Raw genomic sequence first — 18,321 nt, 5'->3', positions numbered from 1 at the left:
GCTTCTAGCAGCCGGTGTGCGCGCCGACCGTCACGAGTCGCAGCGGCGGCGCGGGCCGCGGACGCAGCGGTTCGCCCTTGACCCACAACCACAAGGCTTCCCAGCGGATCGCCCACAGCACGCCGAGGCTCATCAGCGGATGCGCGGCCCAGGCGCTCAGCAGGGCGCCGTCGGTGAGCTCGCGCCGCACGGCGTGATAGGCGGCCGACAGCACCGGCCCCTGCTCGTCCTCGGCCTCGATCGCCACCGAGACCGAATCACCGGGCCCGCTCACGGCGAACCGATAGGTCAGTCCCATGTCCATGAACGGCGAGACGTAGAACTGCTTGTCGCAGCGCTGGCGGATCGGCCCGCCGTCATCCGCCGCCGGGACGAGATAGAGGTGGCGCTCGCCGAAGGTGTTGTTGACCTCGTACAGCACCGCGCTCAACGCCCCGTCGGCGCGGTGGCAGAACCAGACGCTCAGCGGATTGAAGCCCGATCCGCCCAGCAGACGCGGCATGCACAGCACCCGCACCGGCCCGTCCCCCGCCAGGCCGGCGTCGGCCAGGATCTGCTCGACCTGCGCCCTCAGCGGCCGCCCGTCGCCGTGCAGATGGTCGGCCGGATGGAAGCTCGCCAGCCCGCGTCGCCCGTGACCGAACAGCCTCAGCCGGCGCGCCAGCGGCTCGACCTCGTCGAGGTCCAGCAACAGCATGAAGATTCGATAGGCCAGCCGGTGACGGCGCGGTCGGCGGCGCAGATGCGTCACCCGCCCGGCATAGAGACCGCTGGCGCGCGCGCTCATCGCGCCCGCCGCTCCGGCGGCATATGGATGCGGCTGGATTCGTCGGCCACCCGCCAGGGCCGCGGGGCGCCGCCCAACGCCTCGGCGGTCGCCAGCCCCGATTGCAGCGCATCCTCATGGAAGCCGTGCCCGAAGTACGAGCCGCAGAACCAGGTCCGCCGCCGTCCCTGCAACGCCCACAGCTCGCGCTGGGCGGCGAGCGCCGCGGCGTCGAATTGCGGATGGGCGTAGGCGTCGGCCCAGAGAATGCTCTCCAACTCGATCTCGCGGGTGGGATTCAAGGTGACGAACAGGTCCTGCGGGCAGGCCAGCGACTGCAGGCGGTTCATCCAGTAGGTGACGCAGCCCTCGCCGGGCTCCTCGCGCCGGCCGATGTGATTCCAGCTGGTCCACGCCGCTCGCCGCACCGGCATCAGCCGCGCATCGGTGTGCAGCACCGCCAGGTTCTGGCTGTAGCGGAAGGCGCCTAGCAGCTCGCGCTCCACCGGGTCGGGATCGTGCAGCATCGCCAGCGCGCTGTCGGCGTGGGCGGCGATCACCACCTGGTCGAACCGCTCGACCCGGCCGCTCGCCTCGCGCACCTCGACGCCCAGCAGGTCGCGGCGCACCGCGCTCACCGGGCTCGAAAGCCGCAACGTTCCCTCGAACGCCGCCGCCAGCTTGCCGACATAGGCCTGGCTGCCGCCACGCACAGTGCGCCAGGCCCCGCGGCCGAACACGCTCATCATGCCGTGGTTCTGGAAGAACCGGATCAGCGCCGCGGCCGGATACTCGCCGATGGTGCGCAGCGGCGTTGACCAGATCGCGGCGGCCTGCGGCAGCAGGTGGTCGTCGCAGAACGCCTGGCAGTAGCCGCGCTGCGCCAGATAGTCGTCGAGCGACGTCAGCGGCGCCTCGAGCTGCGCCAGGTCCTTGGGCCCCTGGCGGTAGAACCGCGTGACGTCGCGCAGCATCGCCCAATAGCGCGGGCTGAACAGGTTGCTGGCCTGGGCGAACAGCGCCCCGGACGAGTACTCGAAGTCGCCGTCGTCCAGCGAGACGCTCAGCGCCATGTCCGCCGCCCGGCTCTCGACCCCGAAATGGGCCAGCAGGGCGGTGAAGTTCGGATAGTTCGGCTCGTTGTAGACGATGAAACCGGTGTCGACCGCCACCGGCCCCTGCGGCCCCTCGACCTCGACCGTGTTGGCGTGGCCGCCCAGCCGCTCCTCGTCCTCGTACAAAGTCACCGCATGACGCTGGCTCAGCAGCCAGGCGGCGGACAGTCCCGCGACGCCCCCGCCGATCACGGCGACCTTCAATGGAGGCTCCCAGGTCACGTCGTGCTCCACGCTCGCGCCGGCTGGCGTCCGGTCATGGGAGTTACGGTCGCGGGCCGCGCTCGGATGCAGTCGTCGCATCCAAGAACGGGTCTGCGTCGTATCTGCTGGGTGCGAAGTCATTCCGGAGGCGCCCATGCGGCTGCTTGCTTCGACCATCCACGCTTTCGAAGGCGCGCCGCTGCCCGATGCGGCGCGGCGAGCAGCCATCGGCCTGCTGGTCGCCGGGGCGCGGCGTAATCTGGCCGCCGATCCGGCGACCAGCGCCGCCGATTTCGCGCGCGAGATGGACGCCCGGCCGATCGCCGAACACGTCGCGGCCGCCAACGCCCAGCATTACGAACTGCCAGCCGCCTTCTTCCAGGCCGTGCTCGGCCCGCAGCTCAAGTACTCTTCCGGCTACTATCCGCCCGGCGTGAGCACCCTGGCCCAGGCTGAGGAGGCGGCGCTATCGCAGACCGCCGCCCACGCCGGCCTGCAGGACGGCCAGACGATCCTCGAGCTCGGCTGCGGCTGGGGCTCGCTGTCGCTGTGGATGGCGCGCGCCTTGCCGGCGGCCCGGATCGTCGCGGTCTCCAACTCCGCCAGCCAGGGCGCCTTCATCCGCGCCCGCGCCGTCGAGCGCGGCCTGACCAATCTGTCGGTGATCACCGCCGACATGAACGACTTCGTCCCGCCGCGCCGCGACTTCGATCGCATCGTCTCGGTCGAGATGTTCGAGCACATGGCCAACTGGCGCGCCCTGCTCAGCCGCGCCAGGACCTGGCTGAAGCGTGACGGGCGGCTGTTCCTGCACGTCTTCACCCATCGCGACACGCCCTACCGCTTCGACGTCGCCGACGGGGCCGACTGGATCGCCCAGCACTTCTTCACCGGCGGGGTGATGCCCAGCCACGACCTCGCCCGCCAGTTTCCCGACGTCTTCCGGGTCGAGGCCGACTGGCGCTGGAACGGGACCCACTACGCGCGCACCGCCCAAGACTGGCTGGCCAACTACGACCGCCGCCGCGACGTGATCGCCCCGCTGCTGGTCCAGACCTATGGCGACGACGCGGTCCTGTGGGGCCGGCGCTGGCGACTGTTCTTCCTGGCGACCGCCGGCCTGTTCGGCCATCGCGGCGGGACCGAGTGGGGCGTCAGCCACTATCTGATGGCGCCGGCATGATGCCCCTCGTCGCCGCCTATCTCGCCGCCGGACTGGCCTTCGCCGCCGTCGACGCGGTCTGGCTGACCCAGGTCGGTCCGCGCCTCTACCGCCCCGCGCTCGACGCCGTGCTGGCCGAGCGCTTCGACCTGACCGCCGCGATCGCCTTCTATCTGGTCTACATCGCCGGCGTCGTCGCCCTGGCCGTGCTGCCGGCGGCGCGCGACGCATCGGGACTGCCGCGGGCGGCGCTGAACGGTGCGATGCTCGGCTTCGTCGCCTATGCGACCTACGACCTGACCAACCAGGCGACGCTGAAGGTCTGGTCCTGGAAGATCACTCTCGCCGACGTCGCCTGGGGGACATTTTTGACCGCCTGCGCCGCCGCCGCCGGCTACGCCGCCTGGCGCTGGGCGAGCGCCCGCGGCTGATCCGATCCATGTTCGGATTTCGCGCGCCGTTGTCGGCGGCGTCGAGCCGTGTGATTGTAGGTTTCCGAAACGGAAGCGGCCCATCCCGCAACGCATATTTCGCGTGGCGGCCGCCGGGGAAACGCCGTCTCGGATCATAGAAAAGATCGCTGCGCGGACCGCACCGGCCGTCGGCGACGGGAGGAATTTGATGGAAGATTTGAAAGAGCGCATGAGCCTGGAAGACGCCCTGAACGCAGCGGCGGCGACCGGCATGACCACCGCCGTCTGGGCTGGACTGCAGCCGGACAAGGTCGCCGTGGTCAATCCGGACGGCAGCGCGCGGACCTTCGCCCAGGTGAACGCGGCGGCCAACAAACTGACCCGCCTCTTCCGTCAGCATGGCCTGAAGGCCGGCGACGCGCTGGCGATCGTCTGCTCCAACCGCGCCGAGTTCATCGAGGTCCAGGCCGCGACCCTGCGCTCGGGCCTGCGCATCACGCCGGTAAACTGGCACCTGACCACCGACGAGATCGCCTACATCATCAACGACTGCGAAGCGAAGGTGCTGGTCGGCGAGGCGCGCGTCGCCTCCGTGGCTCCCGCCGCCGAGCAGTGCCCGAACGTCGTCCTCAAGCTGGCCGTCGGCGGCGAGATCCCCGGCTTCCAGAGCTATGACGACGCGCTCGCCCCGCTGGACGGCTCGGACATCGACGATCCGGTGCTCGGCAACCAGATGATGTACACCTCGGGCACCACCGGCCGCCCGAAGGGCGTGTTCCGCGAGGCCCCGGCCATCACGCCGCAGGCGATGTACGGCATGCGCGGCTACGACGACGACTCCATCCAGCTCTGCGCGGGCCCGGCCTATCACGCCGCTCCGCTGGCCTTCGACATCCGCGCCGCCATGGGCGCCGGCGCCCCGCTCCACTTCATCGACAAGTGGGACTCCGAACTGGTGCTGCGCACCATCTCGGAACAGAAGATCACCCACCTGCACCTGGTGCCGATCATGTTCCAGCGGCTGCTGTCGCTGCCGGACGAGGTGAAGGCCCGCTACCCCGTCGACCACGTGAAGTACATCGTCCACGGCGCGGCGCCCTGCCCGCCCGAGGTCAAGCAGGCGATGATCGAGTGGTTCGGCCCGGTGCTCAGCGAGTACTACGCCGGCTCGGAAGGCGGCGCGGGCTTCACCATCTCCTCCGAGGAATGGCTGAAGAAGCCGGGCAGCGTCGGCAAGCGCCCGGCCCTGCTGCAGGTCCGCATCCTCGACGAGGAAGGCAACGACTGCGCGCCCGGCGTGCCCGGCGGCATCTACCACCAGCTGCCGCCCGGCGGCGGGTTCCAGTACTACAAGGACCCGGGCAAGACCGCCGCCAACCGCGTCGGCGACTTCTTCACCATGGGCGACGTCGGCTTCTTCGACGAGGACGACTATCTGTTCCTCACCGGCCGCAACGCCGAGACGATCATCTCCGGAGGCGTGAACATCTACCCGCAGGAAGTCGACAACGAGCTCATCAAGCATGACGCCGTCGCCGACAGCGCCACGGTCGGCGTGCCGCACGACGAGTGGGGCGAGCAGGTCAAGGCGGTGATCCTGCTGAACCCGGGCTACCAGCCCTCCGAGGAACTGGCCCAGGAGATCCTGGACTTCGGCCGCAAGGCCCTGCCGGCCTTCAAGGTCCCGCGCAGCCTCGACTTCGTGACCGACCTGCCGCGCTCCGAAGCCGGCAAGATCCAGCGCAACAAGGTCCGCGCCCCCTACTGGGAAGGCCGCACGCGCCAGATCTGAGCCGAAAGCTCACGGACGGGCGGCGGCGAAATCGTTTGCCGCCGCCCGCACCCGGCCGCAGCCTCGCGGCCATGACCAAAGACCAGCAAACGCTTCTGGACCAGCTCCTCGCCGCGCTCGCCGCCGACGGCCGCGTCCGCTCGGCCTGGCTCTCGGGCAGCCTCGGCAAGGGCGCCGGCGACGCCTGGAGCGACGTCGACCTGACGCTGGTGGCCGATGAGGCCGACATCGCCGCCTGCCTGCGCGACTGCGCCGCCGGAACGATCGCGCTCCCCGCCACGGTGTTTTCCCAGCTCGTCCACGGCCGCATCTTCTCGGGCGTCACGCCCGCCTGGACCCGCTTCGACCTCGCCTTCCTGACCCCGGCCGAATTCGCCCGCCAGGACGGGGCCGGCCTCGTCCACCTGTCCGGCGAGTCCGACGCCCCGCCGCCGCGTGCGGCTGGCCCCGACCCCGACGCCGCCGGCCGCATCCTGCGCCTCGTCTGCGAGTTCCTGCGCGTGCTCGGCCTCTCGCCGGTCTGCCTTGGCCGCCAGGAGTGGCTGGTCGGTCAGCAGGGCGTGGAGCTGCTGCGCGGCATGCTGGTCGAGTTGTTGCTGGAGGAGAACGGCGTCCCCCGTGCGGCCCGCGGCGCCAAGCGCCTGAACGGTTTCCTGTCTGCGGAACAGCGCGCCGCGCTCGAAGCCCTGCCCGCGCCCGCCGCCGACCGCGCAGCCCTGCTGGCCGCCCAGGCCGAGATCGCCCGGCTGTTCCTGACCCACGCCCGTCCCCTGGCGCAACGTCTCGGCGCGACCTGGCCCGAGGCCTTCGAAGCCGCCACCCGCGCGCACCTGCGCCGGGAGCTCGGCCTGACGTTCTAGCTGGCGGCCGCGCGCACCTGGTCCAGGAACCAGTCAACGCCTGGATCGTCCGTGCCGCTGCGGCGCACGGCCTCCACCGTCAGCCGCATCGGCTCGAACGGCGGGTCCAGCACCTGCAGGCCCAGCATGTCGGCATGACGCTCGGCCAGCCGCCGCGGACAGGTGGCGATGGCGTCGCTGGCTGCGACCATCACCAGCACGGTCAGCCAGTGCGGGGCGCCGGCCCGCGCGACGACCCGATCTTCGAACGCCTCGGGCAGCGTCTCGTCGCCTGCCGTCTCGCTGCCGGCCGTCGCATAGACGTGCCCCACGCCGGCATAGGTCGGAAGGTCGATTATCCCGTCGATGCGCGGATGCCCGCGCCGCGCCGCCACGCAGTAGCGGTCCTCATACAGCACCTCGGCCCGCCCGCCGCCGAAGCCCGGGGCGAACCGGCCGACGGCGACGTCGATCTCGCCGCGGCGCAACGCCTCCGCCGCACGGTCTTGGGCCAGGTGCTCGATGGTGAACACCACCCGCCTGGCGCTTCCGCCGATTACTTAGATTACAAGGTTATATAATCTTGAAATCCGGGAAATTACGGAATTTCCGCAAACATTATTCCTCGAAAACCTTGATCTCCATTTTGTCGTTATTTCACCGTTAACCGTTGAGGCGCGTCACTGCTGCCCGACAACGATGGCCGCCTGATCCCCGCGGCCGGAGCGTGACGGCGAACGGACGCCCTGCACTGGCGCTCGTCACGCTCCACTTCTTGTACGACTTGGGGCCCCACGCGCCTTGGCGAACGCCGGCCGGGGACCCCGGTCCCGGTGGCGTCGGGGGGCGCCCCGGGACCATTTCGTTTCAGGCGAAACGTTCCGAAAACAAGCGTGTTTGGCCTAGGCTCCCGACGCGTGCCATGTAGCGCGCCGCTTCGTTACGCGAGATGCCGACATGCCGATCCCCTTCATCGACCTGCAAGCCCAACGCGCCCGCCTCGGCCAACCGCTGGAAGACGCGATCCTCAAGGTCGTGCGGTCCGGCGCCTACGTCATGGGCCCGGAGATCGCCCAGTTCGAAAAGGAGCTCGGCGCCTTCGGCGACGCGCCCTACGTGCTCTCCTGCGGCTCGGGCACCGAGGCGCTGCAGCTGCCGCTGATGGCCTGGGGCGTCGGCCCCGGCGACGCGGTGTTCTGCCCGTCCTTCACCTTCGCAGCGACCGCCGAGGTCATGCCGCTGGTCGGCGCGTCGCCCGTATTCGTCGACATCCTGGACGACACCTACAACCTCGACCCGGTCGCGCTCGACGCCGCCATCGAGGCGGTGAAGGCGCAGGGCAAGCTGACCCCCAAGGCGATCATCGCCGTCGACCTGTTCGGCCAGCCGGCCGACTACCCGGCCATCTCGGCGGTCGCCAGGAAGCACGGCCTCAAGCTGATCTCCGACAGCGCCCAGGGCTTCGGCTGCACCCTGAACGACCAGCATCCGATCCATTGGGCCGACGTCACCACCACCAGCTTCTTCCCGGCCAAGCCGCTCGGCTGCTACGGCGACGGCGGGGCGGTGCTGTGCAAGGACGAGCGCCTGCACGACCTGCTGGTCTCCCTGCGCGTCCACGGCCAGGCGGTGAAGTCCGACCTCGAGGGCAAGACCTTCGACCACGATCCGAAGTACCTGAACCTGCGCATCGGCATGAACAGCCGCATGGACACCATCCAGGCCGCGGTGCTGCTGCAGAAGCTGACCATCTTCGCCGACGAGATCGCCGCCCGGAACCGCGTCGCCGACCGCTACGCCGCCGGGCTCGGCGACGTCGTCAAGGTTCCGAAGGTGATCGACGGGGGGGTCAGCGTCTGGGCCCAGTACACGATCGAGACCGACGACCGCGACGGCCTGATCGCCCATCTGAAGGGCCAGGACGTGCCGACCGCCGTCTACTACCCGATCCCGATCCACCGCCAGGACGTCTACTCGGTCTACCCCGCGCCGGGCGGCCTGCCGGTCACCGACGCCAAGTCCAAGGTGGTGATGAGCCTGCCGATGCATCCCTACCTGACGCAGGACGACCAGGACCGCGTCATCGCCGCGATCCGCGCCTACGTGAAGCGCAACGGCTGATCGCCCGCTAGAGATGGCGGACACGGCCCCTGCGGGACCGTATCCGCCGCCTCGGAGGCCTGACCGACCTCCCCCGAAGCCGGTCAGGGTGCGCCGGGGGGCCTAAACACCCTGACGACTTCGCTCCCGCCCACGGTCTTGGACCGTGGTCACGCCAGGGTCCGGGACGTTAGTCCCTGGCGAAGGGCGGACCCGCCGCTCCGGCTGGGTGGAGCCAAGGCGGCGGGCCCTCGATGGCCGCGGCGCCAGACCGCCGCCGTCGAATCCCAAGAATGTCGCTAGCGGGCTCGTTGCGCGGTCCGGTCCGCCTCACCGTCAGCAGAGCCTGCGTCGCCCGCGACCCGCATGACCCAAATGCACTAGGCCGCGGCCAACTCGCGCAGGATCTCGTCCCAGTGCCGCAGGACGAGGAAGTGCCCGACGCCCGGACGCACGTGCACCTCGCTGGCGTGCGGCCCCAGGAACGCCAGCAGCTGCGGCAGCGGGGTCAGGCGATCCTGCTCGCCGTGCCAGACGATCAGCGGCGCCTTCAGCCCGCTCACGCTCATGTTGCGCCCCCGCCGGAAGGCCCGCAGTTCGTCTGCGGGCCCGCGACTGGAGAGCGCTAGGGCCTCGGTCATGTAGGCCGCCACATAGGTCGCGGCCTCCGGATGAGCGGCCAGGAAGGCCTGGTCGCCGGGCGATTGGGCGCTTGAGCGCTGCATCACCCGGATCATCATCGCGGGCGACAGCCGCAGCCGCAGCACCGCCAGGAACGTCTCCACAAGCCAGGGATTGGCCTCGATGCGGCTGCGCATCATGGTCAGCGGGTTGCGCGTCGGATCGGGCACGCCCCGCGGCGGGCGGCCGGAATAGATCAGCACCCGCTCCACCCGCTCGCCCATGGCGATGGCGGTCTGGATCGCCGACGGCGTCCCGGACAGCGCAGCGGCGATCTGCAACCGCTCCAGGCCGACCTCATCGCACAGCTCGACCATGTCCTGGGCGATCCCGTCGAAGCTGTAATCGGGCCGCGGGTCGGACCGCCCGAAGCCCGGCCGCTCGGCGCTGACGATGCGCAGGCCCAGCCGCCGCCCGACGGCGTCGGTCTCCGGCGGCAGCAGGCTCGAGCCGAGCCCCTCATGGAACATCAGCACCGCCCGGCCAGCCGGGTCGCCGTATTCACGATAGGCCAGCCGTCGGCCATCGGAGAGGCTGACGAACCGCACCGGCGGCGCCTGGGCGATGGCCTCCTCCTGGGCGCGGACCGGATCGTCCGCCTCGATCAGCCCGGCCAGGGCCGAGAGTTCGGTCAGGGCCCGGATCAGGTCGCTCTGCCGCTTCAGGCCCATCTTGTCGAAGACGGCCCGCAGTTGGTTGCGAACGGTGTTGACGCTGACCGACAGCTCGTCGGCGGCGTCCTGCAACGAGCGGCCGTCCCGCAGCTTGCGCGCCAGCCGCACCTCGGCCGGGGTCAGGCCGAAGCTCTCCGACAGCGAGCTCCACAGCCGCCCGGCCTCGGCCGCGGCCGGGAACACCACCGCATAGCTCTCGTCCTCGGCCGCCAGCACCGGCAGGTCGGCCAGGCCCGGCAACGACCGGGCCGGGACCACATAGGCGAAGCCCGGCCCGTCGTCGTCGCCGCGCTCCAGCTTGAGGATGATCTGGCCGCGCTGGCGCCCGCGCGCTCGGGCGAGAGCGGCGACCATCGCCTCGGCGTTGTCGGGATCACGGAAGGCGACCGGGTGGCCGATTTCCAGCCGCGACACCGCCCCGCCCAGCGCCGCCAGCACCGCGCCATTGTGAGCGATCACCTTGCCGCGCGGGTTCAGCAGCAGCCAACCGATGTCCGAGCGCCCGGTCGTGGTCGGTCCCTCGTCGGGCCGGCTGGCCAGCCGGGCGATGTCCTCGCTCAGCGCCAGGCCGCGCAGGATTTCCGGATCGGGATCACGGCCCAGCCCGTCCTCGTCGAGCACGTCGATCAGCCGCTCCCAGGCCTCGGGATTGGCCGCCACCTGGTACATGGTCTCGATCACCAGCCGCACGGCGTCGGGCGACGGCGGTTCGTTCGCGACTTCCTGACTGTCGAGCAGGGCCATTAGGTTAACGCCGCGGTCCGAACGAAGGTGTGCCGTTCTGGTACAGGAGAACGGCGTTCGGGCAAGCTCTGCAAGCGATGCACCGCCACGTGCTCGTCACAGCCTCGTGTGATGTCCGGGATGCCTCGCAGGCGGCCACGCTTTCCCTTGCGTCGCCCCCCTGGTCTTGGCTAGCGTCCTCAAACAATTGTTTAAGTCATTAGGAGGAAACCCATGAAAGCTGCTGTCTATTATGAAACCGGTGGTCCGGAAGTCCTGAAATACGAGGAAATCCCGGATCCGCAGTGCCACCCCAAGGGCGTGATCATCAAGGTCGAGGCCATCGCCATCGAAGGCGGCGACGTCCTCAGCCGCTTCGGCGGCCGACTGATGACCACCCCGCACGTGGTGGGCTATCAGGCCTCGGGCGAGATCATCGAGGTCGGCTCCGAAGTCACCCATTTGAAGGTCGGCCAGAAGGTCGCCACCCTGAACAGCTGGGGCAGCCACGCCGCCCTGCGCGCCGTTCCCGCCCGCAATTGCTGGGTCGTGCCGGACGGCTACGACATGCAGAAGGCCGCCGCCATTCCGGTGACCTTCGGCACCGCCCATGACTGCCTGTTCGAGTTCGGGCGCATGAAGGCCGGCGAGACCGTCCTGATCCAGGCCGGCGCGTCGGGCGTCGGCGTCGCCGCCATCCAGCTGGCCAAGCGCGCCGGCGCGGGCCTGATCCTGGCCACCGCGTCGTCGGACGAACGCCTGGAACGCCTGAAGCCGCTCGGCCTCGACCACGGCATCAACTACGCCCGCGAGGATGTGGTGAAGGAAGTCATGCGCCTCACCGACAACAAGGGCGCGGACGTGATCGTCGATTCGGTCGGCGGCCCCACCCTGCAAGGCTCGATCAACTCGCTGGCCTATCGTGGCCGGGTCTCCATGGTCGGCGCCGCCGGCCGTGAACCGATGGTCGCGGACGTCGGCTCGATGATGGGCGGCAACCGCACGCTGTCGGGTGTGTTCCTGGGCGCCGAGATCGGCACCGATCGGGTTCACGACAACATCCAGCAACTGATCGAAGACGCCGCCAAGGGCGAGCTGGAAGTCCTAGTCGACAAGGTCTTCCCGCTGTCGGACGCCGCCGGCGCCCACGCCTACATCGAAAGCCGCGCCGCCGTCGGCCGCGTGGTTCTGGTGCCGTAACTGAAAATGCTCCCCCTGTGGGGGAGCTGTCAGCGAAGCTGACTGAGGGGGACTTTGGCCCTTCGGCCATTGGCCCTCTCAGTCGTTCGTCGCTTCGCGCCGAACGCCACTGACGAGGAGAGAACCCATGCCCCGCGCGAAGAACGGTTCAGTCGAGCTCGAGTATGAGTCCTTCGGCGACGAAGCCGCCCCGACGATCCTGCTGATCAACGGCCTCGGCTCGCAGATGACCCGCTGGCCGCACGTCTTCTGCGAGAAGCTCGCGGCGCAGGGCTATCGCGTCATCCGCTTCGACAACCGCGACGTCGGCAAGTCGACCTGGTTCCAGCCGGGCGACCGCTACAGCCTCTCCGACATGGCCGCCGACGCGATCGCGGTGCTCGACGCCGCCGGCGTCGCCAAGGCCCACATCGCCGGCGTCTCGATGGGCGGCATGATCTCGCAGCTGGTCGCCATCGAGCATCCGGATCGGGTGCTGTCGCTGACCTCGATCATGTCCTCCACCGGCGCGGCCGGCACCATGGCCCCCGCGCCGAGCGCCGGCGCGGTGCTCACCGCCCCTGCGCCCGATCCCAAGGTCGACTTCGAGGCCTTCGTCGCCCATGCGATGGAGAACGCCCGCATCATCGACAGCCCCGGCTATCCGTGGGACGACGCTGCCCTGCGCAAGCGCGTGATCGACGAGTACGAGCGCGCCTACACGCCCACCGCCAGCCAGCGCCAGATGGGCGCCATCCGCGCCGACGGCGACCGCACCGAACGGCTGTCGAAGCTGAACGTCCCCACCGTCGTCCTGCACGGCGCCGACGACCCGCTGGTCCAGGTGATCGGCGGCGAGGCGACCGCCAAGGCCATTCCAGGCGCGGAGCTGCGCATCATTTCCGGCATGGGCCACAACGTGCCGCCCGGCCTCTACGACACCTTCATCGACGCCATCCTCGCCGCCGTCGCGCGCGCCTGATCTTCTAGTACAAGGAACACCCCATGGGACGTCTCTCCGGCAAGTCCGCCGTCATCACCGGCGCCGGCTCCGGCATCGGCCGCGCCGCCTCGCTGCTGTTCGCGGCCGAGGGCGCCAGCCTGGTCATCGCCGACAAGACCGACGGCGCGGTCGAGACCGCCCGCCTGGTGGCCGAGGCCGGCGGCAAGGCCATCGCCCTGACCGGCGACGCCGGCGACGAAGCCTTCGTCGAGAGCCTGGTCGCGAAGGCCGTGGCCGAATACGGCGGCCTCGACGTGGCCTGGGCCAACGCCGGCATCTCGGGCGGCTGGACCGGCTTCGACGAACAGGACGGCGCCTTCTGGGCCGAGATCCTGCGGGTCAACCTGATCGGGGCCTTCCTGCTGGTGAAGCACGCCTCGCGGGTGATGATCCCCAAGGAGAAGGGCTCGATCATCTGCACCGCCTCGGTGGCGGGCATCCGCTCGGGCGCCGGCGGCTCGCCGTACTCGGCCTCGAAGGCCGGGGTGATCAATCTCGCCCAGACCTCGGCCAACGAGTTCTACGGCACCGGCGTGCGCGTCAACGCCATCTGCCCGGGCCTGATCGAGACCGGCATGACCCAGGCGATCTTCGACGGCGCCCGCGCCCGCGGCAACGAGGACAAGATCGGCCAGCTCAATCCGATGACCCGCGGCGGCGTGCCGATCGAGATCGCCAACGCCGCGCTGTTCCTGGCCTCGGACGAGAGCTCCTACGTCAACGGTCAGGCGATCGTCGTCGACGGCGGCCTGTCGTCCTCGCATCCGGTCGTGCGTCGCAAAAAATGATCTACCTGCTGCGTCACGGCCAGACCGACTACAACCGCGACGGCCGGCTCCAGGGCCAGACCGACTCCCAGCTGACCTCGCTGGGCATGGCCCAGGTCCAGGCGATGGCCAACGTGCTGGCCGACCAGATCGGCGACCAGGAGGGCTGGCGCATCCTCGCCAGCCCTCTGCGCCGCACGCGTCAGTCGGCCGCTATCGTATCGCGCACCCTGCGCCTGCCGGTAGAGATCGATCCGGCCCTGATCGAGGTCGGCTGCGGCTCGTGGGAGAACCGGATGTACGCCGACCTGCGGGTCGAGCATCCGGAAACTTTCGCCAGCCGGGAGTGGGTGTTCGGCAGCCCGGACGGCGAGCGGTTCGAGGACGTCGACGCCCGGGTCCGCCCCTGGCTCGCCAACCTGCCGCCCGAGCCCGAGCGCAAGGTCATCGCCGTCAGCCACGGCATCGCCGGGGTGCTGATGCGCGGCGCCTACCAGGGCCTCTCGCGCGAGGCGACCATGGAGCAGGACACGCCCCAGGACGCCCTCTTCCGCCTTTGGGGCGGCGAGGTCGAACGCCTGGCCTGCGCACCGGTGGCTGCGTGATCTACCTGGTCCGCCACGGCGAGACCGAGTTCAACGCCGAGCGGCGTCAGCAGGGACATCTCGACTCCCCGCTGACGGCGCTCGGCCGCGCGCAGGGCGCGGCTATCGGCCGGTTGCTGCGGGGTCTGATCGAAAAACCTGACGGTTGGCGGCTGATTTCCAGCCCGCTCGGCCGTGCTCAGACCACCGCGCGCCTGATCTCCGAGGCCCTCGGTCTGCCCATCGAGACCGACCGCCGGGTGATCGAGGTGTCGTTCGGCGAATGGGACGGCCGGCTGCGCGACGAGCTCGCCGCCGAGCACCCGGACACCTTCGGCCGCGGCGGCTGGCAGTTCGCCGCCCCGGGCGGCGAGAGCTACGAGAGCGTCGAGGCTCGCGTCGGCGAGTGGCTGGCCAGCCTGCCGCCGGAGCCCGAGCGCAAGGTGATCGTGGTCAGCCACGGCGGCTCGGGCCGCGTGGTCCGCGGCGCCTATCTCGGCCTGCCGCGCGCTGAGACCCTGGCGCAGGAGGTGCCCCAGGACGCGGTGTTCCGGCTCGCTAGTGGATCAGTCGAGAGAATTGATTGCGAAGTCGCGGCTCAATAGTCGTCCGCCGGCTCAGCACCACCAGCCCCAGGGCCGCGACCGCGCCAAGCAGGAAGGCTCCCGCCACCGCGCCCGACAGCGCTGCGGCCCCCACATGCATCGGTGGGCGGTCCATCCAGCGCACGAGGGATCCGGTGGGTTCTTCGTCAAGCACGTCGTCGAAGTAGTCGGTCATCGGCTAGGCTCCGGTGTCTGCGCAGGCCTAACCCCTGTGCGGCAAGCAGGTTCCGGCCCCGCTGGCGTTCAAACGCCTCTGAGGTTAGAAGCCGCCCACTGACCTTTCAGAGAGACACATGGCCGGACATTCCAAGTTCAAGAACATCATGCACCGCAAAGGCCGCGCAGACGCGGCGCGGTCCAAGCTGTTCTCCAAGCTGTCGCGTGAAATCACCGTCGCCGCCAAGTCGGGCATGCCCGATCCGGCGATGAACCCCCGCCTGCGCCTCGCCGTCACCAACGCGCGCGCCGAGTCCATGCCCAAGGACAACATCGAGCGGGCCATCAAGAAGGGCGCCGGCGGCGACGGCGAGAACTACGAGGAAGTGCGCTACGAGGGCTTCGGCCCGGGCGGCGTCAACATCATCGTCGAAGGCCTCACCGACAACCGCAACCGCGCGGCCTCGAACATTCGGAGCATCTTCTCGAAGAACGGCGGCAACCTCGGCGCCTCCGGCTCGGTGGCCTTCCAGTTCGACCGCCTGGGCGAGCTGACCTACCCGGCCAGCGTCGGTTCGGAAGACAAGGTCATGGAAGCGGCCATCGAGGCCGGGGCCCAGGACGTGGAATCCGACGATGAAAGCCACATCGTCTACACCGCCTTCGAAGACTTCGCCGAAGTCGCCGCGGCGCTGGAAGGCGTGCTGGGCGAGGCCAAGACCAGCAAGATCGTCTGGCGTCCGAAGACCTACGTCAATGTCGACGCCGAGTCGGTCCCGACCCTGCTGAAGCTGATCGACGCCCTGGACGACGACGACGACGTCCAGAACGTCTACGGCGACTACGACATCTCCGACGAGGACATGGAGAAGTTCGGCTAGGCCGAACCTCTCCGCCGCGGGCGACCTAGTTGTCCGCGGCCTTGCTCACCACCACGCCGACGCCGGCCCCGACCGCCGCGCCCACCGGGCCGCCGACGATCAGCCCGGCCGCTGCGCCGGTCGCGGCCCGTTGCTCGACATTGTGCCCGCACGCGGCGAGCCCCAGCGCCATGCCGGCGACGGTGAGTACCAAGACGATCCTGCGCACGATTTCTCATCCCCCGTCGCGTGGCGCCCCACGGCGCCGCCTGACGCGACTATTGCCCTTCGATAACAGGATGTTGGCTGATTTGCGGCGCCGCTTGCACGCCTGCGAAGCTTAACCGCAGTTCGCGCGTTGTGACCTTATGAGCTGGGTGATCGACTATCTGGCGCCCCTCGCAGGCGCCGTGGCGGCCGGCGGACTGATCGGCTTCGAGCGCGAGTATCGCGGCCGGGCCGCCGGCGTGCGCACGCACATTCTGCTGTGCCTGGCCTCGGCGTTGCTGATGCTGGCCGCCGTGCACCAGGTGCGCTGGATGTTCGACACCCCGCACGACGTCATTCGCATCGACCCGGTGCGGATGGCGCACGGCATCCTGACCGGCATCGGCTTCCTGTGCGGCGGTGTGATCTTCAAGGAAGGGTTCTCGGTCCGCGGCCTCACCAGCGCTGCCTCGCTGTGGACCACCGCTGCGCTCGGCGTTCTCTACGGCATCAGCTTCTTCAGCCTGGCGATCAGCGGCACGGTGCTGACCCTGCTGGTGCTGGTCGGCTTCCGCCTGCTGGAGGTCAAGCTGCCCCAGTACCACCACGTCGATCTCGTCGTCCGCTACGCGCCGAAGGACTACGCGACGGAGTGCGAACTGGTCGCTCTGCTGGCGCGTCACGACCTCAAGCCCGACGTGATCACGCACCGGCTTCTGGCTGATGGCGCCGGTTTCGAATTCGCCGCCACCTTCCGCCGCCGCGGCAGCATTCCGGGCCAGGCCATCGCGGCCGAGCTCTGCGCCGATCCGCGCGTGCTGTCCTTCGAACTGGCCCCCCGCCACGAATAGCCGCGACCGCGGGTTTCACCCGATGTCCGAAACCCGACCAACAAGCTCCGCATTGTCTTCCAAGGTGAGTGGAGGGCTTCATGGCGAAAGTCGGCGATGGCGCGCAGAAACTGAACCGACGCCATCTGCTGGCGCTCGGCCTCGTGGCCGGACCGGCCGTCGGCATCGCCAGCGACGCGGCCGCCGCCTGGCCGAGACGAAAACCCAAGACGCCCCCGACGCCGGCCCCCGCCCCAGCGGCGGCCCCGACCGCCACGCCGGCGTCTGAAGGCCCCGGCGCCGAGTTCGACGACGATCCGGGTCTGCCCGAACCGCCGGCGCCGCCTGCGCCCGGCTCGCGCCCGCCGCCCGACTGGATGCGCCTACGCGCGCAATGGGACCTCGACTGGAGCGAGGTCGACCTCTCGGCGATGCTGTTCGCCGCCAATCCGCGGCCGGTGCGCGAGGCCATCACCCGCCACCGCTTCGCGCTCGACCGCAACCCGGTCACCTACCTGGAGCACAACAACAAGCGCGGCCAGAACCTCTCGCGCGCGGCGGCCGGCGCCTATTTCGGCGTGCCCACCGACCACGTCGCCCTATGCGAAAGCACCACCGCCGGGATCGGCCTGCTCTATGGCGGCCTGACCCTTCGCTACGGCCAGGAGGTGCTGACCAGCGTCCACGACTACTATGTCACCCACGAGTCGCTGCGCCTCTCGTCGCTGCGCAACGGCTTCTCGGTCCGCAAGATCACTCTGCACGACGGGGCCGAAACCGCCTCGACCGTCGATATCGTCTCGCGCATCACCCGCGCGATCACGCCGGCCACGCGGGTGCTGGCCCTGACCTGGGTGCACTCCTCGACCGGACTGAAGCTGCCGATCCGCGCCATCGCCGACGCCCTCAAGCCGATCAACGCCGGCCGCCAGCCCGCCGACCAGATCATCTTCTGCGTCGACGGCGTGCACGGCTTCGGGGTCGAGAACACCACCCTGCCCGAGCTCGGCTGCGACGTGCTGGTCGCCGGCTGCCACAAGTGGCTGTTCGGGCCGCGCGGCACCGGCGTGGTGTTCTTCTCGCCCCTGGCGCTGACCAAACTCTCGCCGGTGATCCCCAGCTTCCTGGCGTCCAACGCCTATTCGGCCTGGATCGGCGGCTACGATCCGGGTCCGACCACCGCCGCGCGCATGACTCCCGGCGGCTTCAAGGCCTTCGAGCATGTCTGGGCGCTCGCCGACGCCTTCCAGTTCCACCAGTCGATCGGCAAGGAGCATGTGGCGGGGCGTACTCACGAGCTGGCCAGCCAGCTGAAGAGCGGCCTGGCGGCGATGCCGCACGTTCGCGTCCGCACTCCGATCAGCCCGACGATGTCGGCGGGGATCGTCAGCTTCGACGTCGCCGGCATGTCGGCCCGCGGCGTCGTCTCGCGGCTGCGTCAATGGCGGGTCATCGGCTCGGCCGCGCCCTACGGCGTCTCGCACGCGCGGTTGACGCCCAGCATCCGCAATACGCCCGACGACGTCGCCTTCGCACTGAAGGCCGTCGCCGGCATGGGCTAGGCCACATTCCCGCACGAGGCGAATGACCTCCCCGATTGCCCGCCTGCCGAGTGAACTAGCTTGGCCTTAACCACGACCTGTGGCCGGGTCGCGCGCAGT

General features: G+C 69.7%; 19 protein-coding genes. 13 read left to right on the top strand and 6 right to left on the bottom strand.

The window, feature by feature from the left end; genetic code table 11:
* Positions 1–4: 4 nt before the first annotated feature.
* Positions 5–787 carry a DUF1365 domain-containing protein gene (locus ACSQ2H_RS03045; protein WP_436059984.1) on the bottom strand — a complete coding sequence of 261 codons (783 nt, stop codon included), beginning with the start codon at positions 785–787 and terminating at the stop codon, positions 5–7.
* Positions 784–2,103: an NAD(P)/FAD-dependent oxidoreductase gene (locus ACSQ2H_RS03040; RefSeq protein WP_436059983.1), complete on the bottom strand. Its 1,320-nt coding sequence runs from the start codon at positions 2,101–2,103 to the stop codon at positions 784–786. Before ACSQ2H_RS03040 ends, ACSQ2H_RS03045 begins: the two co-directional genes overlap by 4 nt.
* Positions 2,104–2,239: 136 nt before the next feature.
* Here ACSQ2H_RS03040 and ACSQ2H_RS03035 point away from each other — a divergent pair, with 136 nt between their 5' ends.
* The 4 genes from ACSQ2H_RS03035 to ACSQ2H_RS03020 all read left to right on the top strand — a co-directional run bounded on the left by ACSQ2H_RS03035 (position 2,240) and on the right by ACSQ2H_RS03020 (position 6,312).
* The gene (locus ACSQ2H_RS03035) at positions 2,240–3,268 is read left to right on the top strand and encodes an SAM-dependent methyltransferase (protein ID WP_436059982.1); all 1,029 of its coding nucleotides are present in this window, start codon (positions 2,240–2,242) and stop codon (positions 3,266–3,268) included.
* The gene (locus tag ACSQ2H_RS03030) at positions 3,265–3,678 is read left to right on the top strand and encodes a DUF2177 family protein (protein WP_436059981.1); all 414 of its coding nucleotides are present in this window, start codon (positions 3,265–3,267) and stop codon (positions 3,676–3,678) included. The genes ACSQ2H_RS03035 and ACSQ2H_RS03030 overlap by 4 nt, the downstream gene beginning before the upstream one ends.
* Positions 3,679–3,868: 190 nt before the next feature.
* Positions 3,869–5,452, top strand: coding sequence for an AMP-binding protein (locus ACSQ2H_RS03025; protein WP_436059980.1), 1,584 nt, complete (start codon positions 3,869–3,871; stop codon positions 5,450–5,452).
* 71 nt (positions 5,453–5,523) lie between these two features.
* A complete protein-coding gene (locus ACSQ2H_RS03020; protein WP_436059979.1) occupies positions 5,524–6,312 on the top strand; it encodes a hypothetical protein in 789 nt (262 codons plus the stop codon).
* Here ACSQ2H_RS03020 and ACSQ2H_RS03015 read toward each other — a convergent pair.
* On the bottom strand, positions 6,309–6,827 hold the full coding sequence (locus tag ACSQ2H_RS03015; RefSeq protein WP_436059978.1) for a LysR substrate-binding domain-containing protein: 519 nt from the start codon (positions 6,825–6,827) through the stop codon (positions 6,309–6,311). The two genes, ACSQ2H_RS03020 and ACSQ2H_RS03015, sit on opposite strands and share 4 nt — an antisense overlap.
* A 421-nt stretch (positions 6,828–7,248) precedes the next feature.
* On the opposite strand from ACSQ2H_RS03015, the gene ACSQ2H_RS03010 reads away from it, so the two are divergent.
* A complete protein-coding gene (locus tag ACSQ2H_RS03010; RefSeq protein ID WP_436059977.1) occupies positions 7,249–8,412 on the top strand; it encodes a DegT/DnrJ/EryC1/StrS family aminotransferase in 1,164 nt (387 codons plus the stop codon).
* A 359-nt stretch (positions 8,413–8,771) separates the two neighbouring features.
* Here the strand turns inward: ACSQ2H_RS03010 and ACSQ2H_RS03005 are convergent, their stop codons facing one another.
* Positions 8,772–10,490 carry an alpha/beta fold hydrolase gene (locus ACSQ2H_RS03005; protein WP_436059976.1) on the bottom strand — a complete coding sequence of 573 codons (1,719 nt, stop codon included), beginning with the start codon at positions 10,488–10,490 and terminating at the stop codon, positions 8,772–8,774.
* A gap of 213 nt (positions 10,491–10,703) precedes the next feature.
* Here ACSQ2H_RS03005 and ACSQ2H_RS03000 point away from each other — a divergent pair, with 213 nt between their 5' ends.
* The 5 genes from ACSQ2H_RS03000 to ACSQ2H_RS02980 all read left to right on the top strand — a co-directional run bounded on the left by ACSQ2H_RS03000 (position 10,704) and on the right by ACSQ2H_RS02980 (position 14,607).
* Entirely contained in the window at positions 10,704–11,669 is a 966-nt protein-coding gene (locus ACSQ2H_RS03000) for a quinone oxidoreductase family protein (protein ID WP_436059975.1), read from the top strand.
* Positions 11,670–11,796: 127 nt separating this feature from the next.
* Positions 11,797–12,630 (top strand): alpha/beta fold hydrolase, encoded by an 834-nt coding sequence (locus ACSQ2H_RS02995; protein WP_436059974.1) that lies wholly within the window; start codon positions 11,797–11,799, stop codon positions 12,628–12,630.
* Between the two features lie 23 nt (positions 12,631–12,653).
* The gene (locus tag ACSQ2H_RS02990) at positions 12,654–13,439 is read left to right on the top strand and encodes an SDR family NAD(P)-dependent oxidoreductase (RefSeq protein WP_436059973.1); all 786 of its coding nucleotides are present in this window, start codon (positions 12,654–12,656) and stop codon (positions 13,437–13,439) included.
* Positions 13,436–14,023 carry a histidine phosphatase family protein gene (locus ACSQ2H_RS02985; protein WP_436059972.1) on the top strand — a complete coding sequence of 196 codons (588 nt, stop codon included), beginning with the start codon at positions 13,436–13,438 and terminating at the stop codon, positions 14,021–14,023. Before ACSQ2H_RS02990 ends, ACSQ2H_RS02985 begins: the two co-directional genes overlap by 4 nt.
* Entirely contained in the window at positions 14,020–14,607 is a 588-nt protein-coding gene (locus ACSQ2H_RS02980) for a histidine phosphatase family protein (protein WP_436059971.1), read from the top strand. Before ACSQ2H_RS02985 ends, ACSQ2H_RS02980 begins: the two co-directional genes overlap by 4 nt.
* Here the strand turns inward: ACSQ2H_RS02980 and ACSQ2H_RS02975 are convergent.
* Complete coding sequence (locus tag ACSQ2H_RS02975; RefSeq protein WP_436059970.1) at positions 14,561–14,782, bottom strand: hypothetical protein; 222 nt, start codon at positions 14,780–14,782, stop codon at positions 14,561–14,563. The two genes, ACSQ2H_RS02980 and ACSQ2H_RS02975, sit on opposite strands and share 47 nt — an antisense overlap.
* A gap of 118 nt (positions 14,783–14,900) precedes the next feature.
* Between ACSQ2H_RS02975 and ACSQ2H_RS02970 the strand changes: the two genes are divergently transcribed.
* Positions 14,901–15,644 (top strand): YebC/PmpR family DNA-binding transcriptional regulator, encoded by a 744-nt coding sequence (locus tag ACSQ2H_RS02970; protein ID WP_436059969.1) that lies wholly within the window; start codon positions 14,901–14,903, stop codon positions 15,642–15,644.
* Between the two features lie 25 nt (positions 15,645–15,669).
* Here the strand turns inward: ACSQ2H_RS02970 and ACSQ2H_RS02965 are convergent, their stop codons facing one another.
* Positions 15,670–15,837 carry a hypothetical protein gene (locus ACSQ2H_RS02965; RefSeq protein ID WP_436059968.1) on the bottom strand — a complete coding sequence of 56 codons (168 nt, stop codon included), beginning with the start codon at positions 15,835–15,837 and terminating at the stop codon, positions 15,670–15,672.
* Positions 15,838–15,991: 154 nt separating this feature from the next.
* Between ACSQ2H_RS02965 and ACSQ2H_RS02960 the strand changes: the two genes are divergently transcribed.
* Positions 15,992–16,681 carry an MgtC/SapB family protein gene (locus tag ACSQ2H_RS02960; RefSeq protein WP_436059967.1) on the top strand — a complete coding sequence of 230 codons (690 nt, stop codon included), beginning with the start codon at positions 15,992–15,994 and terminating at the stop codon, positions 16,679–16,681.
* 80 nt (positions 16,682–16,761) lie between these two features.
* The gene (locus tag ACSQ2H_RS02955; RefSeq protein ID WP_436059966.1) at positions 16,762–18,222 is read left to right on the top strand and encodes an aminotransferase class V-fold PLP-dependent enzyme; all 1,461 of its coding nucleotides are present in this window, start codon (positions 16,762–16,764) and stop codon (positions 18,220–18,222) included.
* Positions 18,223–18,321 lie beyond the last annotated feature (99 nt).

Origin of the sequence: Phenylobacterium sp. LjRoot97 (genome assembly GCF_964254345.1) — a bacterium.
Taxonomy (GTDB): Bacteria; Pseudomonadota; Alphaproteobacteria; order Caulobacterales; family Caulobacteraceae; genus Phenylobacterium.
The sequence above is the reverse complement of the archived record's forward strand: the minus strand, read 5'-3'. Positions and strand labels throughout refer to the sequence as shown.

Excerpts from the sequence above, each read along its gene's own strand:
- ACSQ2H_RS03045 (WP_436059984.1), bottom strand. The coding sequence starts at position 787 with ATGAGCGCGCGCGCCAGCGGTCTCTATGCCGGGCGGGTGACGCATCTG.
- ACSQ2H_RS03035 (WP_436059982.1), top strand. The coding sequence starts at position 2,240 with ATGCGGCTGCTTGCTTCGACCATCCACGCTTTCGAAGGCGCGCCGCTG.
- ACSQ2H_RS03030 (WP_436059981.1), top strand. The coding sequence starts at position 3,265 with ATGATGCCCCTCGTCGCCGCCTATCTCGCCGCCGGACTGGCCTTCGCC.
- ACSQ2H_RS03025 (WP_436059980.1), top strand. The coding sequence starts at position 3,869 with ATGGAAGATTTGAAAGAGCGCATGAGCCTGGAAGACGCCCTGAACGCA.
- ACSQ2H_RS03020 (WP_436059979.1), top strand. The coding sequence starts at position 5,524 with ATGACCAAAGACCAGCAAACGCTTCTGGACCAGCTCCTCGCCGCGCTC.
- ACSQ2H_RS03010 (WP_436059977.1), top strand. The coding sequence starts at position 7,249 with ATGCCGATCCCCTTCATCGACCTGCAAGCCCAACGCGCCCGCCTCGGC.
- ACSQ2H_RS03005 (WP_436059976.1), bottom strand. The coding sequence starts at position 10,490 with ATGGCCCTGCTCGACAGTCAGGAAGTCGCGAACGAACCGCCGTCGCCC.
- ACSQ2H_RS03000 (WP_436059975.1), top strand. The coding sequence starts at position 10,704 with ATGAAAGCTGCTGTCTATTATGAAACCGGTGGTCCGGAAGTCCTGAAA.
- ACSQ2H_RS02995 (WP_436059974.1), top strand. The coding sequence starts at position 11,797 with ATGCCCCGCGCGAAGAACGGTTCAGTCGAGCTCGAGTATGAGTCCTTC.
- ACSQ2H_RS02990 (WP_436059973.1), top strand. The coding sequence starts at position 12,654 with ATGGGACGTCTCTCCGGCAAGTCCGCCGTCATCACCGGCGCCGGCTCC.
- ACSQ2H_RS02985 (WP_436059972.1), top strand. The coding sequence starts at position 13,436 with ATGATCTACCTGCTGCGTCACGGCCAGACCGACTACAACCGCGACGGC.
- ACSQ2H_RS02975 (WP_436059970.1), bottom strand. The coding sequence starts at position 14,782 with ATGACCGACTACTTCGACGACGTGCTTGACGAAGAACCCACCGGATCC.
- ACSQ2H_RS02970 (WP_436059969.1), top strand. The coding sequence starts at position 14,901 with ATGGCCGGACATTCCAAGTTCAAGAACATCATGCACCGCAAAGGCCGC.
- ACSQ2H_RS02960 (WP_436059967.1), top strand. The coding sequence starts at position 15,992 with ATGAGCTGGGTGATCGACTATCTGGCGCCCCTCGCAGGCGCCGTGGCG.
- ACSQ2H_RS02955 (WP_436059966.1), top strand. The coding sequence starts at position 16,762 with ATGGCGAAAGTCGGCGATGGCGCGCAGAAACTGAACCGACGCCATCTG.